Origin of the sequence: Aestuariivita sp. (assembly GCF_021404545.1) — a bacterium.
In the GTDB taxonomy this organism is placed as follows: domain Bacteria; phylum Pseudomonadota; class Alphaproteobacteria; order Rhodobacterales; family Rhodobacteraceae; genus Aestuariivita.
On record NZ_JAAWWD010000019.1, the window covers coordinates 13,144 to 29,828 of the forward strand.

A 16,685-nucleotide genomic window follows, 5' to 3' on the forward strand; every position below is an offset into this window, starting at 1 on the left:
GGATTTCTTGCCTTCGCTGACGCAGCATACGTTCGCATCTGCGGCACTTTCAACGTTTCAGCGCGGCGCAAGTCGCCATTCCGGTCATTGGTACGTGTCGATTTGGCCCGAACCGAGACCGCACTTTCGCTGCTACGTGATCGGACCATCGCGATGCGGGGCAAGGTCATCGCAGCTATGAAGCGAACCGGCGCAGAGGGCGATTTCCGATCAAACTTGCACCGTGGTGGTTCAGCACAGTTTACCAAACTATCGCCAGAAGTAAGGGCAACTGCTCCCCGTGCGGCGAAGTCTATGGGTCTCAATGTCTGTGGCGTAGACATGCTACGTGCCAATCACGGACCGGTCGTCATGGAAGTGAACTCGTCCCCTGGTCTTGAGGGCGTCGAGAAAGCAACCGGATTAGATGTTGCGGGCAAAATTATTGAATACATTGAGAAGAATGCCAAGCCTGGCGCGACCAAGACCAAGGGCAAGGGCTAGATGACTCATCGTGCAGCTTTCAAGATAAACGGCTGCGACGTTCCGGCAGGTACCCGTAGAACGGTCGACCTGCCGGTTAGCGTGCTTTCTGACCACACCCCGGTTTCCATGTCGCTACACGTTGTTCACGGCAAATTGGACGGACCGACGGTCTTTGTCAGTGCAGGCGTGCACGGAGATGAGGTGATCGGCGTCGAGATCGTGCGCCGTCTCCTTAGGGCCAAAAACCTGAATTCTCTGCGCGGCACACTGATCGTCATCCCAATTGTGAATGCGTTTGGCTTCATCAACCATTCTCGCTACTTGCCAGATCGACGGGACCTCAACCGATCGTTCCCGGGTAGCACCGGCGGGTCCTTGGCATCTCGGTTGGTTCATTTGTTTCTGAACGAAATTGTTGCGCGATGCGACCTCGGCATTGACCTGCATTCTGCTGCGATCTACCGCACAAATTTGCCGCAAATCCGAATTTCGCCGGACAACGCTAGAACAGCAGAACTCGCTGAAGTCTTTGGCGCGCCTGTTATATTGCAATCACCCCTGCGCGAGGGTTCCTTGCGCGGTGCGGCAAAAGACATTGGCAAAGACATTTTGCTTTTTGAAGCTGGAGAAGGGCTTCGTTTCGATGAGCTTTCCATCAGAGCCGGTGTTTCCGGTGTTCTACGTATCTTGCGACACCTTGAAATGGTCCCGACAAAGGGTATCGCTAAGCCGAAGGCGCCATCGCAATTCTGTACATCCAGCAAATGGCTTCGCGCACCGTTGGGTGGCTTGCTGCGCACCTTTCGCGGAGACGGAGACATCGTTGAAGAAGGTGATTTGATGGCGGCTGTATCGGATCCCTTCGGTGAGGAAGAACAAGAAATCATCGCACCTTTTAGCGGGATCATCGTAGGTCGTGCTGTCTTGCCAATCGTCAACGAAGGTGACGCTGTCTTTCACCTCGCCAAAGTCAAGTCCGTCATGCGCGCAGAGGAAGCAATGCTCGATCTAAATGATCTCTTGTCCGGCGATCCACTGTTTGACGAGGACGAAATTATATGAGGGCGCATCGTCGAGCGCTACCAATGTCCATTTCTTGAGAGGGGTGGAAAATGCCGCAAACGATCAAAGAGTTACTTACCGCCGAAACACCGACAAATTGCGCCGCTACAAAAGACGCAACCGGATCGAGATAATGTTCGGAAGGCTAAAGGACTGGCGGCGCGTGGCAACCAGATACGACAGGTGCCCAAAGGTCTTCCTGTCTGCAATCGCGTTTGCCGCAATCGTCATTTACTGCCTATGTGTCCTGAGCCTAAGGACACCAGCAGTCATGCTGCGATTTTGAACAACGCGTTGATGAACTGAATTTCGCCTCGGACGCCTGGTTGCTTGTGATGGATGTGGCCGCGTTTGATCGTTCGCAACGTTTCAATGCCGCTCAGGGTCGCCTTGGCCGTTCGCAAGGACCGGAAGCTCTGATGGTATCCCAGCAGCCGTTTGATTGCGGCGTGGTCGCTCTCGATCAGGGTGTTCTGCCATTTTCGGTCGATATGTCTGATGCTGTCGAAATGCGGATCATATCGGCGGTTTTCCTCTCGGATGATCAGCCGACACCTGTGGGCTTTGTCTGTGACAATCGATACGGGTCGGTGGAGCCGGACGCGCTCGATGGCCTTGCGCAAGAAGGCCCTGGCCGCCTTTGCGTCTCGTCGTGCGGTCAAGCGGACGTCAACGATTTTGCCATTCGCATCGATCGCCCGTCACAGGTAGCGCCATTTGCCGCCGATGCGGATCTAGGTCTCATCCACATGCCAGTCGACGCTTGCACGGCGCAAATGTTTCTCTGTTCGCTTCGTCAGTTCTGGGCCAAACTTCTGGACCCAGCAGAACACAGTCGATCGGTCAACAGCTATGCCGCGCTTTGCCAGCAGATCAACCACGTCTTGATACGACAGCGGGTAACGCAAGTACCAACGCACCGCGTCAAGTACGATATCGCGCGCAAAGCGGTGGTGCTTGACCCGGGATTGGTGCGGCATCACCATCCTCAAAAATCTGAAACTGGCTAAATGCCCCAAATGACGCAACAGTCCCCTGTCACGTCAAAGATCAGCAGACTGCAAATCTCAGCTTGCGTCAGAGCCCGGATTTCAGGTGCCGTCACGGCCCATAAGGCCAGTTTTTCGTTATCAATCTATCGCCTCAGCATGGCGATGCGCAGGATCTTGAGCGACAATGATCTGTGTTCCGGCAGCCTGACACACTGACTTGGTCTTTTCGGGTGGTGCCCGATCTGTCAGGAAAACACTGACGGATGCCAAGGACGCGATCTTGGCGGGTGCCTTGCGTTCGAATTTCGAGGCATCTGCGACCAGAAACACATTCTCGCTTCTGTTGATGATCTCCTTGCTGACGCCCACTTCCGAAAAGTCAAAATCGAGAATCTCGCCATCCTCGCGCAAGGCCGAACAGCCGACAATGGCATAGTCAAAGCGGAACTGTCCGATCGTTTGCTTGGCCAGATCGCCGATCAAACCCCCATCGGATCGCCTGAGGTTGCCACCCGTCACAACCACCTCGATGGTTTCGTTTGTTGATAGGATAACAGCGATGTTGATATTGTTGGTCACGACAATCAGACCTTCGTGACGCATCAACTCGACCGCGACCGCCTCGGTTGTGGTGCCGATATTGAGGAACACCGTGCAGTCATTCGGGATACGCGCGGCACAGGCCCGCGCGATGTCGACCTTGGCCGTCTGGTTGAGTTCGCGCCGTTCACTGTAACCGATATTTGTTGTTTTGGAGGGTAGGATGGCACCGCCATGCACGCGCTCAAGCTGGCCTGACTCTGCAAGCTCGGTCAAATCACGGCGGATTGTTTGAGGTGTGACGCCGAAATGCGCAACCAGACCATCGACGGTAACCAGCCCCTCGCGGCGCGCGATGCTGATGATTTCCGGTTTGCGCAAAGTCTGAACCATCACTGTTCCTATGGTTTCGTTTTCTGTGCATCGATGTGCGTTCTTGCTCGAATCGGGGGCTTTAGAGCGTTCATACACCATACCGCATGAGGTTTTTCGTCCTAGAGCCAAAGTTCCTGCCATCTCCTGAGTAAATTTCTATAATTTTATCAGATACTTAATGTGATACGATCACAAACGAATAGAAATTTCTTCCCTTTGTGATCGTTTGTTGTCAGTAATTCATAGCGATCTGCGAGATCGTCAGGGAGGTTCAACGATGAAGCGGAGGTTCGACCTGCTGATAATCGGCGGGGGGATCAATGGATGTGGCATCGCGCGCGATGCCGCGGGGCGCGGTCTGACCGTCGCCCTGGCCGAGATGAACGATCTTGGCTCGGCAACCTCTTCCGCTTCGACAAAGCTGTTTCATGGTGGGCTGAGATACCTTGAGTATTTCGAGTTCCGGCTGGTGCGTGAATCCCTGATCGAGCGCGAAACACTGCTCAAGGCGATGCCGCATATCTCATGGCCGATGCGCTTTGTGCTGCCCTACCACGACAGCATGACGTTTGATGCAACCACACCCACGACCAAGCTTTTGAGCGTCTTGATGCCGTGGCTAAAGGGTGGCCGACCCGCATGGCTTATCCGGTTGGGTCTGTTTCTGTATGACAATCTCGGTGGGCGGAAACTGCTGCCCGGGACGTCCAGCTTGACCCTTCAGGACGCGCCCGAGGGTGCGCCCTTGAACGCCAAGTTCAAGAAGGCGTTTGAGTATTCCGATTGCTGGGTCGAGGATTCCCGTCTGGTTGTTCTCAATGCACGGGACGCCCAGGCGCGGGGCGCGACCATTCTGCCGCGGGAAAAAGTCGTTTCGGCCGATGTCGAGAACGGCGCGTGGCGCGTGACGCTGGAAAACACATCAACTGGCACAACTCAGACGGTCAGGGCAAAAATGGTCGTGAACGCCGCCGGTCCGTGGGTTGGCGACGTTCTGCGACAGACGTTGCGCAGCAATGGTCAAGGAGGCGTGCGTCTGGTCCGTGGGAGCCATATCGTTACCAGGCGGCTCTTTGATCACGATAAATGCTACTTCTTTCAGGGCACGGATGGCCGGATCATCTTTGCCATCCCGTACGAGACCGACTTTACGCTGATCGGTACGACCGATGCAGACCATGAGGACGCAAACGTCAAACCTTTCTGCACACCGAAAGAAAAAAGATATCTTATTGATTTCGCTAACAAGTACTTGAATGACCCTATCACGGATGCGGATGTCTTATGGACATTCTCGGGCGTTCGCCCGCTCTATGACGATGGCGCTACAAGCGCGACGGCCGCCACACGCGATTACGTGCTTGAGCTGGAAAGCAGCCGTGGCGCCCCGGCGTTGAACGTCTATGGTGGCAAGATCACAACATATCGCCGTTTGGCCGAAAGCGCGCTCGACAAAATCAAGATCGCTTTCCCGGATCTGCCCAAACCCTGGACGGCCGGTGCGGCCCTTCCGGGTGGCGATTTCCCGGTTTCCGGCGTGGACAGTTTGCACGCCGAGCTTCGCCAGGCGTTCCCGTTCCTGACCAACCGATGGGCCACACGCCTGATCCGTGCCTATGGCACGGATGCCTGGCATGTGCTGGCAAATGCCAAAACGGCCGAGGATCTGGGCGAGGATTTTGGCGAAACACTGACCGAGCGAGAGGTGGTTTGGCTGATGGACCAGGAATACGCCCAATGTGCCGAGGATGTTTTGTGGCGCCGGGGCAAGCTTGGCCTGCGCTTTAGCAAGGACCAGGTCGATCGGCTGGATGCCTGGATGAAAGACGCGCTGCGATCCGTGCAGAAAACGGCGGCAGAATAGGGGACTTCGACATGACACTCGAGCTTAGAAACGTGTCCAAGGTCGTCAACGGGCTGACCCATATCCAACCAACGGATCTGACCCTGCAAAAAGGGACGATGAACGTGCTTTTGGGCCCGACGCTGTCGGGCAAGACGACATTGATGCGCTTGATGGCGGGCCTCGATAAACCGACTGAAGGGCGCGTGTTCTGGCAAGGGCAGGACGTCACCGATCAGCGCGTGCAGGATCGGCAGGTCGCCATGGTCTATCAACAGTTCATCAATTACCCGAACATGTCGGTCTACGACAACATCGCCTCGCCCATGCGCCTTTTGCGCAAAACCAGGGCCGAGATTGACACGGCTGTGCGCAAGGCTGCCGATTTGATGCAACTGTCGCCGTATCTTGACCGCAAACCGCTTGAGCTTTCGGGGGGGCAACAACAGCGCTGCGCCCTTGCCCGCGCGCTTGTGAAGGATGCAGGTCTTGTCCTGCTGGACGAGCCGCTGGCGAACCTGGACTACAAGCTGCGCGAGGAACTGCGCATCGAAATCCCCAAAATCTTTGAAGAAGCGGGATCGATCTTTGTCTATGCCACGACCGAACCCGAAGAGGCGTTGCTGCTGGGCGGATCGACGGCGACGCTCTGGGAAGGGCGTGTCACCCAGTTTGGCCAAACCGCAACCGTCTATCGCCAGCCCGTGGATGCAATCACGGCACGCGTGTTCAGCGACCCGCCGATGAACTTTCTGCAGGTCAGCAAGACAGGCAGCAAAATCATGTTTGGCGACGGTCAAAGTTCTGCGGCCACGGGCCCGATGGAAGGGTTGGCGGACGGCCGTTATCTGGCGGGGTTCAGACCCAATCACGTAGAGATTATCTCTCACAATGCGGGTGCCATGGTGTTTGACACCCAGCTTGTCGTCACCGAACTGACGGGATCAGAGACCTTCGTGCATCTCGACCACCACGCAGAGCGGTGGGTTGGCCTGATCCACGGCGTGCATGACCTGGCGCTTGGCGCGCCGCTCAAGGTCTATCTGGATCCGCGTCATGTCTACATTTTCGGCGAGGACGGTGGGCTTGTGGCGCCCGCATCCTACGCGATCGCGGCCTGAGGGGGGCAGACCATGGCAAAGATCACACTGGATAACCTTGCGCATTCCTACTTTCCCAACCCCCAGAGCGAGGAGGATTTCGCCCTCAAGGAGTTGAACCACGTATGGGCCGATGGCGAGGCCTATGCCCTGCTCGGCGCCTCGGGATGCGGGAAATCCACGCTTTTGAACATCATTTCAGGCCTCTTGCATCCCAGCCAGGGGCGCATCCTGTTTGACGATGTGGACGTAACCGATGCCAGCACGGCGGACCGCAATATCGCGCAGGTGTTCCAGTTCCCCGTCGTCTATGACACGATGACCGTGCGTGACAATCTGGCCTTCCCGCTCAAGAACCGGGGCGCGACCCCGCAATACATCGCCGAACGGGTCCAGCAGATCGGCAAGATGATCGGAATGGAGGCAGAGCTGAACAAGCGTGCGCGCGGCCTCACAGCGGATGCCAAGCAAAAGATCTCGCTAGGACGGGGCATGGTGCGCGAGGATGTCAACGCGCTTTTGTTTGACGAACCGCTCACGGTGATCGACCCGCATATGAAGTGGGAGCTGCGCACGCAGCTTAAATCCCTGCATAACCAGTTTGGCCACACGATGATCTACGTCACCCACGATCAGACAGAAGCGCTGACCTTTGCCGACAAGGTTGTCGTCATGTTTGACGGTCGTGTGGTCCAGATCGGCACCCCGCAAGAGCTGTTCGAACGACCCGAGCACACGTTCGTGGGCTATTTCATCGGATCGCCGGGCATGAATGTCATCCCGGCGAGCGTCGATGGGATGACCGCGAATGTGCACGGTGCGACGCTCAGGCTGAGCCAGTCCTTCGACGCGCTTTCGGGCAAGGTCGAGCTGGGCGTGCGGCCCGAATTCGTCCGGTTGACCGATGGCGAAGGTCTGCCGGTCAAGGTACGCCGAGTGGAAGATGTGGGCCGCCACAAGATCGTGCGCGCTGATCTTTTCGGCAGCGAAATCAACATAGTTACAGGCGAGGACGAGAGCATCTCGCCCGACATGACGCGCGTCGCGTTCGATCCCGCGCATGTCAATGTCTATGTCGATGACTGGCGCACCGAAGGGACGGCGGCGTGATGGAAAAGACCGTCAACCAAAAGGCCTGGTTCCTTGTGCTTCCCGTGCTTGTGCTGGTGGCCTTTTCTGCCGTCATACCCCTGATGACAGTGGTGAATTATTCGGTGCAGGACACGTTCGGGAACAACCAGTTTTTCTGGGCCGGGCTTGAGTGGTTCAAGGAAATGCTGCGCGATGACCGGATGTGGGATGCGCTTGGGCGCCAGCTTCTGTTTTCGGCCATCATTCTGCTGATCCAGATCCCGCTGGGCGTGTTCATTGCGCTCAACATGCCCAAAAAGGGGTTCTGGGTAAGCTTTTGCCTTGTGGTGATGTCGCTGCCGCTGCTTATCCCTTGGAACGTGGTGGGCACTATCTGGCAGATCTTTGGCCGTGTGGATATCGGCCTTCTGGGCTATACGCTCGCGGCGCTGGGGATTGACTACAACTATACCAGCGACCCGTTCGCGGCCTGGGTGACGATCATCGTCATGGATGTCTGGCACTGGACCTCACTGGTGGCGCTGTTGGCCTATGCCGGTCTGAAATCCATTCCCGATGCCTATTATCAGGCGGCCAAGATCGATCAGGCAAGCCGCTGGAACGTGTTCCGCTATATCGAGCTGCCCAAGATGATGGGCGTTCTGATGATCGCGGTTCTGCTGCGCTTCATGGACAGCTTCATGATCTATACCGAGCCGTTTGTGGTCACCGGAGGCGGGCCGGGATCGACCACCACGATGCTGTCGATCGATCTGGTGAAGATGGCGCTTGGTCAGTTTGACTTGGGACCGGCGGCGGCCTTCTCGATCATGTATTTCCTCGTCATTCTGCTGATCTCTTGGGTGTTTTATACCGTGATGACCAACCTCGATAAGCGGGAGGGCTGAGCCATGGCCGATCTCTCCATCTCCCAACCCCAAAGCCGCGGCGCCTCACTGCCGAAGGTCAAAAGCAGTACCGTGGTTATGGTTCTCTATCTGGTGTTCCTCATGTTGCCGATCTATTGGCTGATGAACATGAGCTTCAAGACAAACACCGAGATTGTCAGCACATTCACGCTCTGGCCCAGCACTCCGACGCTGGAGAATTACCGCACCATCCTGACCGATCCGGCCTGGTATTCGGGGTATATCAACTCGTTGATCTACGTTGTGATGAACACGGTGATCAGCCTTGCCGTGGCCCTGCCTGCGGCCTATGCCTTTAGCCGCTATCACTTCATGGGTGACAAGCATCTGTTCTTTTGGCTGCTGACCAACCGGATGGCGCCGCCGGCCGTTTTCGCCCTCCCGTTCTTCCAGCTTTATTCAAGTGTGGGCCTGTTTGACACGCATATTGCCGTGGCGCTGGCGCATTGTCTTTTCAACGTCCCGCTGGCCGTGTGGATCCTGGAAGGGTTCATGCGGGGTGTGCCGAAAGAGATCGACGAGACCGCCTATATCGACGGGTATTCCTTTGGCACGTTCTTCGTGAAGATCTTCATGCCGCTTATTGCATCGGGCATCGGCGTGGCGGCGTTCTTCTGCTTCATGTTCTCGTGGGTGGAACTGTTGCTGAGCCGGACGCTGACCACGGTGGATGCCAAACCCATCGCCGCAATCATGACACGAACCCAAGGAGCGGCGGGTGTGGATTGGGGGGTGCTGGCAGCCGCAGGGGTGCTGACCATCGTGCCCGGCGCGCTGGTGATCTATTTCGTCCGCAACTACATCGCCAAGGGCTTTGCCCTGGGCCGCGTATAGGAGGTTTTTGCTATGGAATGGATGGCATGGACCTGGCCGACAGCGATCTTCTTTATGGTGATCGCCAGTCTTCTGATCACCTTCACGGTCCTGGCGATCAGGTTCCCCGAGACGCCCCGCATAGGTGTCTTGCGCATCGAAACCACGCGCGGGGACAGGCTTTTTATCACACTCCTCGGCTCGGCCTTTATCAATCTGGCCTGGCTGGGGCTGACAGACATGGTCCAGTGGTGGGCCTTGGGGGTCTGCGCGGTCTACGCCTTTTTGGTGTTTCGATACGTTTAGCTGCGCTGATGAATACCCGACCGCGCCGATGGCGCGATCGGTAGAACACTGAAGTTCAACCAGGGAGGTAACACATGAACTTGTCACTCAGAACATCCACAGCGATTGCCGTGGCGCTGACACTGTCAGCATCGCCGACATTCGCCGACATGGATGCCGCGAGGGAGTTCCTCGATACCGAGATTGCGGGCATGTCCGTTCTCTCGCGTGCGGAACAAGAAGCAGAAATGCAATTCTTCATCGATGCTGCGGCCCCGTTCCAGGGGATGGACATCAAGGTCGTTTCCGAAACAATCACAACGCATGAGTATGAAAGCCAGGTGCTGGCGCCTGCCTTCACCGCGATCACCGGCATTCAGGTCACCCATGACCTGATCGGTGAAGGCGACGTGGTTGAAAAGCTGCAAACCCAGATGCAGTCGGGCGAGAATATCTATGATGCATATGTCAACGACTCGGATCTGATCGGCACGCACTGGCGTTATCAGCAGGTGCGCAACCTGACCGACTGGATGGCGGGCGAGGGCGCGGATGTGACGCTGCCGACGCTGGATCTGGAGGACTTCATCGGCCTCAGCTTTACCACCGGACCCGATGGCAAGCTGTACCAGATGCCCACGCAGCAATTCGCGAACCTGTACTGGTTCCGCTATGACTGGTTCAACGACGAAAAGAACAAGGCCGATTTCCTAGCCGCCTATGGCTATGAGCTGGGCGTACCGGTCAACTGGTCGGCCTATGAGGACATTGCGGAGTTCTTTACCGGTCGGGATCTGAGCCACATGGGTGTCGAAGGCGAAGTCTTTGGCAACATGGATTACGGCAAGAAAGACCCCTCGCTGGGCTGGCGCTACACCGATGCGTGGATGTCCATGGCTGGCATGGGCGATGTCGGTGAGCCGAACGGCCTGCCCGTTGACGAATGGGGCATTCGGGTGAACGAAAACTCGCAGCCGGTGGGCTCATGCGTCGCGCGCGGCGGGGCCACGAATGCGCCTGCGGCGGTCTATGCTGTCGAAAAGGCCATCGAGTGGCTTGAGAAATACTCACCCCCGGCAGCGGCTGGCATGACCTTCTCCGAAGCCGGTCCGCTTCCTGCGCAAGGCAACATCGCCCAGCAGATGTTCTGGTACACCGCCTTTACCGCAGCAACGGTGGAACCCGGCCTCCCCGTGATGAACGAGGACGGCACGCCGAAATGGCGCATGGCCCCCTCGCCGCATGGGGTATACTGGAAAGAAGGCCAGAAGGTCGGGTATCAGGATGCCGGATCCTGGACATTGATGGAGTCCACGCCTGTGGATCGCGCCAAGGCGGCCTGGCTCTATGCTCAGTTCGTGACGTCCAAAACCGTCGATCTGAAGAAATCCGATGTGGGCCTGACGTTCATCCGAGAAAGCACAATCAACTCGGACCACTTCACCGAACGCGCCGACAAGCTGGGCGGTCTGGTGGAATTCTACCGCTCGCCCGCGCGGGTCGCATGGTCGCCGACTGGCACCAATGTCCCAGACTATCCGCGTCTGGCACAGCTGTGGTGGCAGAACATCGGTGATGCGATGTCCGGCCAGAAGACCGCACAAGAAGCGCTCGATGCGCTCTGCGAAGCACAAGAGGCTGTTCTGATCCGTCTGGAGCGGGCCGGTGTTCAGGGTGATCTGGGTCCTGTCATGAACGAAGAACTGGGGGCCGAACACTGGTTCGCGCAGCCCGGCGCGCCGTTCCCGAAACTGGAGAACGAGGACGAAGAGCCCAAGACCGTCGCCTATGACGAGCTGATCCAGTCCTGGAATCAATAGATCCGGGGGTTTCTCCCAAGGGGCGGGGCGCATGTTTTGCGCCCCGTTCCGTTTTCGGGATAACCTTTGGCGAGGCTATCCCACCCTTTTACCAGAGTTCACGCCATGACTTACGTTCTTTCGATTGATCAGGGCACGACATCGTCACGCGCCATCCTGTTCGACAAAACCCTGACGCCGATTGCCGTGGCGCAAGAGGAATTCCCCCAGATCTTCCCGCAATCGGGCTGGGTCGAACATAACCCCGAAGATCTCTGGGCCAGTACCGCCGGAACCTCGCGCTCCGCGATTGAGCGGGCCTCAATCGATGCGCGCGAAATCGTCTCGATCGGGATCACCAATCAACGGGAGACAACGGTTGTCTGGAACCGAAACACCGGGCGGCCCGTCTATAACGCCATCGTTTGGCAAGACCGCCGCACGGCCGAGTATTGCCGCGCCTTACAGGAAGTAGGCCATGCGGACATGGTGTCGGACCGCACGGGCCTTCTGCTGGACCCCTATTTCTCGGCCACCAAGCTGAAATGGATCCTCGATAACACAGACGGTGCGCGGGATGCCGCCGCGCGCGGTGAGCTGCTGTTTGGAACGGTCGATTGTTATCTGATCTGGAAGCTGACCGGTGGCAAGGTCCACGCCACGGATGCCACGAACGCCGCGCGCACCATGCTTTATGATATTCGCAAGGGCAGATGGAGCCGGACGATTTGCGATCTGATGGATATCCCGATGGCGATGCTGCCCCAGGTCAAGGACTGTGCCGCCGATTTCGGACTGTGCCGCAGTGATCTTTTTGGTCGTGCCATTCCCATTCGCGGTGTCGCGGGCGATCAACAGGCCGCGACGCTGGGACAGGCCTGTTTTGAGCCGGGCATGATGAAATCAACGTATGGCACCGGATGTTTTGCTTTGCTCAACACCGGGGATGTGGCAGTTACCTCGACAAACAAGCTGCTGACCACCATCGCTTATCAGTTGGACGGCAAGCCAACCTATGCGTTGGAAGGGTCGATCTTCATCGCAGGCGCGGTTGTCCAATGGCTGCGTGACGGGTTGAAGATGATCCGCGAAGCGTCTGACACCCAACCTCTGGCCGAACGCGCCGATCCATCGCAATCGGTCATGATGGTGCCTGCCTTCACCGGGCTGGGCGCGCCCTATTGGAACCCCGATTGCCGTGGTGCCATTTTCGGGCTGACCCGCAATACCGGACCCGAGGAGATCGCGCGGGCTGCGTTGGAAAGTGTTGGCTTTCAAACCCGGGATCTGCTGGAGGCCATGCGCGCCGACTGGCCGTCGGAGAAGGCAAATCAGGTATTGCGCGTGGATGGCGGGATGAGCGCGTCGGACTGGACCATACAGTTCCTCGCCGACATTATCGGGGCTCCGGTGGACCGGCCCAAGATTCTAGAGACCACCGCTCTGGGTGTTGCGTGGCTTGCCGGGATGCAAGTGGATGCCCTTCCGGGACAGGAGGAATTTGCAACCCAATGGGCGCTGGATCGCCAGTTCACACCTGGCCTTTCACCGGACATCCGGTCGCAGAAATATGCATCCTGGCAGCGCGCCGTTCACGCAGCGATGGCGTTCTGAGCACCGGCACATGCGAGATCCCTTTTCCTTGCGGGTGCCAACCCGGGTTCAGTTTGGCGATGGGATCAGCGCACAGGTCGGTGACGTTCTGCCCCGGACCGCCCGTCGCGTGGCGGTTCTGCGCGGTGCGAAAGGTGTCGCCTCCCAACCGATCGTGACCGCGCTGGAAAATCAGGGGCTGTCGGTGCATCAACTTGCCTGTGCCGGAGAGCCGTCGGTGGCATCGGTGAATGACGCTGTCAAAGCATTTGCGGGGCAAGACATTGACGTGGTGGTGGCCTGCGGTGGCGGATCGGTGATCGATACCGGCAAGGCGGTTGCGTTCTGCCTGGGGCATGACATCCACTTGACGGACACGTTTTCAGATGTTCTGCCAGGCCCGCTCTTGAGCAGGACGAGCCCTGTGCCTTTTGTGGCTATCCCGACAACTGCCGGAACCGGGGCGGAGGTGACATCGAACGCCGTTCTGGATGTCCCGTCAAAGCGCGCAAAGGTCAGCCTGCGTGGCGATGGTCTCTATGCAGCCCATGCGTTGGTGGATCCTGTGTTGTTGCCCTCGGCACCATCGGCGACAGTGCTCTCTTCGGGGCTTGATGCGGTTGTTCAGACGATCGAAGCATATACATCGACCGCGGCCACGCCTTTTTCGGATGCGTTGACAGCCCCGAACATCCGCCTCGGGCTGCGCGCGCTGAAACAGGTTCTGGAGACCAATGACATGGGTGCTTGGCGCGATCTGGCATGGGTCAGTCTGGCAAGTGGGATCGCCCTTGCAAACTCGGGCCTCGGTGCCGCGCATGGCGTGGCATCGGTGCTTGGCGGGCGGTATGGGGCACCGCATGGTGCGCTGTGTGGCCGCTTGCTGTTGCCGGTTCTGCGGCAGAACCTATCCGCTTGTGCAGCGCGATCAGACACCCACGCGCGTTTGCAAACCTGCATGGCGGCGATTGACAGCGTCTTTCCGCCAGCGCCGGGCAGAGATGCTCTGTCTGGTCTGGAAACCTGGCAAGATATCCAAGGCTTGCCGCGTCTGGCGGATCTGGGTGTGCGGGACGAGGCCATCCCGTCGCTGGCGGAACACTCGGCCGGGGCATCGTCCAGCCAGAAAAACGCGGTGCCGCTAAAGATCGGCGCCTATGAGAGTATCCTGCGGTCGGCGCTTTAGCCCCTCCCGAACCTTCACCGCCTTGGGCTATGGCGTCCCGGCGACGATTACGCGGTTGCCCAGACCCCGGCACAGATCGGAAAGATCCCCGGGCCGCGACGCACCGGTCCTCCAAGTGTCGACATATCTGAGATTCGAGATCTTGCCAGTCGCGCGCCGCGCATGCCGTGTGCGTCGAAAGGTAAGCTCCGGATTGTGCCGGGTAACTGCAGTACCAGTGGACTGCATCCCTTTGGAAAATGGCGCTGCTTGAATGGATCGCCGCGAGCCATGGTAAACTCCATGAAGTTCCGCCCGACCCTTGCAGTCAAACCCTGTAATGCAACAGAGCCAAACGAGGGGCCGACGCGGAGTTCAGGGTCTAGATATCGAGCGTGTTGGTCTTTTCCCATTGTGAGAAATGGGAGACGAAGGAATCCCATTCCCGCATCTTCATCTTGATATACGCAGCGGAAAACTCCTGACCCATCGCGTCTTTCAACCTCATGTCCTTGTCGTATTCGCGCAGCGCATCCAGCATATTCAGCGGCAGCTTCGGCGCTTCACGCACCGTGTGACCTTCGGCATACATGTCAATGTCGTAACGCTTGCCCGGATCAGCTTGGGTGCGGATACCATCCAGGCCCGCAGCGATGATCACGGCCTGAAGCAGGTAAGGGTTGGTCGCGCCGTCGGGCAGGCGTAGCTCGAACCGGCCGGGCCCCGGGACGCGCACCATATGTGTGCGGTTGTTGCCGGTCCAAGTGACGGTATTGGGGGCCCATGTTGCGCCAGAAGTGGTGCGCGGTGCGTTGATGCGTTTGTAGCTGTTGACCGTCGGATTGGTAATCGCTGCCAGGGCAGAGGCATGCGCCATGATCCCGCCCAGGAAGTGTTTGCCGCGCTCGGAGAGACCAACTTCGCCGGTGGGCCCGTCCCCGTCGCCTGCGAACACGTTGGTTTTGGCCTTGGCACCAGGAGCATCCCAGACCGAGATATGAGCATGGCACCCATTACCCGTCAGACCTTCGATGGGCTTGGGCATGAAGGTGGCGCGCAGGCCATGCTTTTCGGCGACACATTTGGTCATGAACTTGAAGAAGCTGTGCTTGTCGGCTGTCTTCAGAACATCATCGAACTCCCAGTTCATTTCCCACTGGCCGTTCGCATCTTCATGGTCATTCTGATAGGGGTTCCAGCCCATTTCCAACATGTAATCGCTGATCTCGCGGATCACATCGAGCCTGCGCATAAAGGCCTGTTGATCATAGCATGGTTTGGCCGCGGTATCGAACGGGTCAGAGATTTGGTCGCCCTCTGGGGTGAGAAGGAAGAATTCGGCTTCGATTCCCGTCTTGACGTGCAGACCCTCTTCAGCTGCTTCGGCGATCAGCTTGCGCAACACGTTGCGGGGCGCTTGCGCGACGGGTTGGCCTTCCATGACGCAATCAGCCGGCACCCAGGCAATATCCCGGCTCCAGGGCAGGATAATGACAGCTTCGGGGTCCGGGACGGCCAGCATATCTGGATGTGCTGGCGTCAGATCAAGCCAGGTGGCGAATCCGGCAAAGCCCGCGCCCTCTGCCTGCATGTCCGCAATCGCAGGTGCCGGTACCAGTTTGGCACGCTGACCGCCGAATAGATCGGTGAACGAAATCATGAAGTATTTGATGCCGTTGTCTTCGGCGAACTTTGCCAGATCGGTAGCCATGTTATAATTTCCCCTGTCGTCATTATCTGTCTGCGATGCAAAAAAGGCGCGGGCAGATGCTCTGCCGCGCCTTTGTGTTTGGTTCAGTAGCCGCCGCCGGGCTTTCCCGGATACCAGTCGGTTCCAGCCAACGGAACTTTGGCCATTGCCGCGGCTTCCATCGTCAATGCGCAAAGGTCCTCTGGCTCGAGGTTGTGCAAGTGGTTCTTACCGCAGGCCCGCGCGATGGTCTGAGCCTCCAGCGTCATCACCTTGAGGTAATTGCGCAGCCGCCGCCCGCCCTCAATCGGATCGAAACGCGCCATCAGCTCGGGGTCCTGCGTTGTGATACCTGCCGGATCCAAACCCTCGTGCCAGTCGTCATAGGCTCCGGCCGTGGTGCCCAACGTGTTGTACTCGGCTTCATATTTTGGATCATTGTCGCCAAGGGCAATCAGCGCGGCTGTGCCGATCGCAACCGCATCCGCGCCAAGCGCCATCGCCTTGGCCACATCCGCGCCGGACCGAATGCCACCCGACAGGATGAGTTGCACCTTGCGGTGCATCCCAAGATCCTGAAGGGCCTGAACCGCGGGGCGGATGATCGCAAGCGTCGGTTGGCCAACATGTTCGATAAAGACATCCTGCGTTGCCGCTGTACCGCCTTGCATGCCGTCCAGAACGACGGCATCCGCACCGGCTTTGATCGCAAGGGTTGTATCATAATAAGGGCGCGACCCGGCGACCTTGACGTAGATTGGCACTTTCCAGCCGGTGATTTCGCGCAGTTCGAGGATCTTGATTTCAAGATCGTCCGGCCCGGTCCAGTCAGGATGACGACACGCAGAGCGTTGGTCGATCCCCTTGGGGTTGGTTCTCATCCACAGCTCCGAGCCTCCGGGACCTCTCCACATTCCGTCCGCCGCCTCCTGCTTGCCCCCCCCCCAACAAAACCTAGCCCCA

Annotated in this window: 14 protein-coding genes and 2 pseudogenes; 12 read left to right on the forward strand and 4 right to left on the reverse strand. The window is 58.1% G+C overall.

The window, feature by feature from the left end; genetic code table 11:
* Positions 1-141: 141 nt before the first annotated feature.
* The 3 genes and pseudogenes from HEP69_RS08275 to HEP69_RS08285 all read left to right on the forward strand — a co-directional run.
* Positions 142-483, forward strand: a pseudogene (locus tag HEP69_RS08275) (30S ribosomal protein S6--L-glutamate ligase); the annotation flags it as partial.
* Positions 484-1,527, forward strand: coding sequence for a succinylglutamate desuccinylase/aspartoacylase family protein (locus HEP69_RS08280; protein WP_290558079.1), 1,044 nt, complete (start codon positions 484-486; stop codon positions 1,525-1,527).
* Between the two features lie 91 nt (positions 1,528-1,618).
* A pseudogene (locus HEP69_RS08285) lies at positions 1,619-1,813 on the forward strand (transposase); the annotation flags it as partial.
* Here the strand turns inward: HEP69_RS08285 and HEP69_RS08290 are convergent.
* Positions 1,797-2,189 (reverse strand): DDE-type integrase/transposase/recombinase, encoded by a 393-nt coding sequence (locus HEP69_RS08290; protein ID WP_290558080.1) that lies wholly within the window; start codon positions 2,187-2,189, stop codon positions 1,797-1,799. The pseudogene HEP69_RS08285 and the gene HEP69_RS08290 sit on opposite strands and share 17 nt — an antisense overlap.
* Before the next feature lie 468 nt (positions 2,190-2,657).
* Positions 2,658-3,452 (reverse strand): DeoR/GlpR family DNA-binding transcription regulator, encoded by a 795-nt coding sequence (locus HEP69_RS08295; protein WP_290558081.1) that lies wholly within the window; start codon positions 3,450-3,452, stop codon positions 2,658-2,660.
* A 259-nt stretch (positions 3,453-3,711) separates the two neighbouring features.
* Between HEP69_RS08295 and glpD the strand changes: the two genes are divergently transcribed.
* The 9 genes from glpD (at position 3,712) to HEP69_RS08340 (ending at position 14,053) form a co-directional block, all read left to right on the forward strand.
* Positions 3,712-5,298, forward strand: a complete 1,587-nt coding sequence (gene glpD, locus HEP69_RS08300; RefSeq protein ID WP_290558082.1) for a glycerol-3-phosphate dehydrogenase — start codon at positions 3,712-3,714, stop codon at positions 5,296-5,298.
* An 11-nt stretch (positions 5,299-5,309) separates the two neighbouring features.
* Positions 5,310-6,398, forward strand: coding sequence for an ABC transporter ATP-binding protein (locus tag HEP69_RS08305; protein WP_290558083.1), 1,089 nt, complete (start codon positions 5,310-5,312; stop codon positions 6,396-6,398).
* A gap of 12 nt (positions 6,399-6,410) precedes the next feature.
* Entirely contained in the window at positions 6,411-7,487 is a 1,077-nt protein-coding gene (locus HEP69_RS08310) for an ABC transporter ATP-binding protein (RefSeq protein WP_290558084.1), read from the forward strand.
* A complete protein-coding gene (locus tag HEP69_RS08315) occupies positions 7,487-8,356 on the forward strand; it encodes a sugar ABC transporter permease (protein ID WP_290558085.1) in 870 nt (289 codons plus the stop codon). The genes HEP69_RS08310 and HEP69_RS08315 overlap by 1 nt, the downstream gene beginning before the upstream one ends.
* A 3-nt stretch (positions 8,357-8,359) precedes the next feature.
* A complete protein-coding gene (locus HEP69_RS08320) occupies positions 8,360-9,211 on the forward strand; it encodes a carbohydrate ABC transporter permease (protein WP_290558086.1) in 852 nt (283 codons plus the stop codon).
* 12 nt (positions 9,212-9,223) lie between these two features.
* A complete protein-coding gene (locus HEP69_RS08325) occupies positions 9,224-9,496 on the forward strand; it encodes a DUF2160 domain-containing protein (protein ID WP_290558087.1) in 273 nt (90 codons plus the stop codon).
* A 74-nt stretch (positions 9,497-9,570) separates the two neighbouring features.
* A complete protein-coding gene (locus HEP69_RS08330; RefSeq protein WP_290558088.1) occupies positions 9,571-11,295 on the forward strand; it encodes an ABC transporter substrate-binding protein in 1,725 nt (574 codons plus the stop codon).
* A 105-nt stretch (positions 11,296-11,400) separates the two neighbouring features.
* Complete coding sequence (gene glpK, locus HEP69_RS08335; RefSeq protein ID WP_290558089.1) at positions 11,401-12,888, forward strand: glycerol kinase GlpK; 1,488 nt, start codon at positions 11,401-11,403, stop codon at positions 12,886-12,888.
* A 10-nt stretch (positions 12,889-12,898) separates the two neighbouring features.
* The gene (locus HEP69_RS08340; protein ID WP_290558090.1) at positions 12,899-14,053 is read left to right on the forward strand and encodes an iron-containing alcohol dehydrogenase; all 1,155 of its coding nucleotides are present in this window, start codon (positions 12,899-12,901) and stop codon (positions 14,051-14,053) included.
* 361 nt (positions 14,054-14,414) lie between these two features.
* Here the strand turns inward: HEP69_RS08340 and glnT are convergent, their stop codons facing one another.
* Together glnT and HEP69_RS08350 are read right to left on the reverse strand one after the other, a co-directional pair.
* Positions 14,415-15,743, reverse strand: coding sequence for a type III glutamate--ammonia ligase (gene glnT / locus HEP69_RS08345; RefSeq protein ID WP_290558091.1), 1,329 nt, complete (start codon positions 15,741-15,743; stop codon positions 14,415-14,417).
* Between the two features lie 83 nt (positions 15,744-15,826).
* Positions 15,827-16,685: FMN-binding glutamate synthase family protein (locus HEP69_RS08350; RefSeq protein ID WP_290558092.1), on the reverse strand; the 859-nt coding region annotated here is incomplete at its 5' end.

Excerpts from the sequence above, each read along its gene's own strand:
- HEP69_RS08280 (WP_290558079.1), top strand. The coding sequence starts at position 484 with ATGACTCATCGTGCAGCTTTCAAGATAAACGGCTGCGACGTTCCGGCA.
- HEP69_RS08295 (WP_290558081.1), bottom strand. The coding sequence starts at position 3,452 with ATGGTTCAGACTTTGCGCAAACCGGAAATCATCAGCATCGCGCGCCGC.
- glpD (WP_290558082.1), top strand. The coding sequence starts at position 3,712 with ATGAAGCGGAGGTTCGACCTGCTGATAATCGGCGGGGGGATCAATGGA.
- HEP69_RS08305 (WP_290558083.1), top strand. The coding sequence starts at position 5,310 with ATGACACTCGAGCTTAGAAACGTGTCCAAGGTCGTCAACGGGCTGACC.
- HEP69_RS08310 (WP_290558084.1), top strand. The coding sequence starts at position 6,411 with ATGGCAAAGATCACACTGGATAACCTTGCGCATTCCTACTTTCCCAAC.
- HEP69_RS08315 (WP_290558085.1), top strand. The coding sequence starts at position 7,487 with ATGGAAAAGACCGTCAACCAAAAGGCCTGGTTCCTTGTGCTTCCCGTG.
- HEP69_RS08320 (WP_290558086.1), top strand. The coding sequence starts at position 8,360 with ATGGCCGATCTCTCCATCTCCCAACCCCAAAGCCGCGGCGCCTCACTG.
- HEP69_RS08325 (WP_290558087.1), top strand. The coding sequence starts at position 9,224 with ATGGAATGGATGGCATGGACCTGGCCGACAGCGATCTTCTTTATGGTG.
- HEP69_RS08330 (WP_290558088.1), top strand. The coding sequence starts at position 9,571 with ATGAACTTGTCACTCAGAACATCCACAGCGATTGCCGTGGCGCTGACA.
- glpK (WP_290558089.1), top strand. The coding sequence starts at position 11,401 with ATGACTTACGTTCTTTCGATTGATCAGGGCACGACATCGTCACGCGCC.
- HEP69_RS08340 (WP_290558090.1), top strand. The coding sequence starts at position 12,899 with ATGCGAGATCCCTTTTCCTTGCGGGTGCCAACCCGGGTTCAGTTTGGC.
- glnT (WP_290558091.1), bottom strand. The coding sequence starts at position 15,743 with ATGGCTACCGATCTGGCAAAGTTCGCCGAAGACAACGGCATCAAATAC.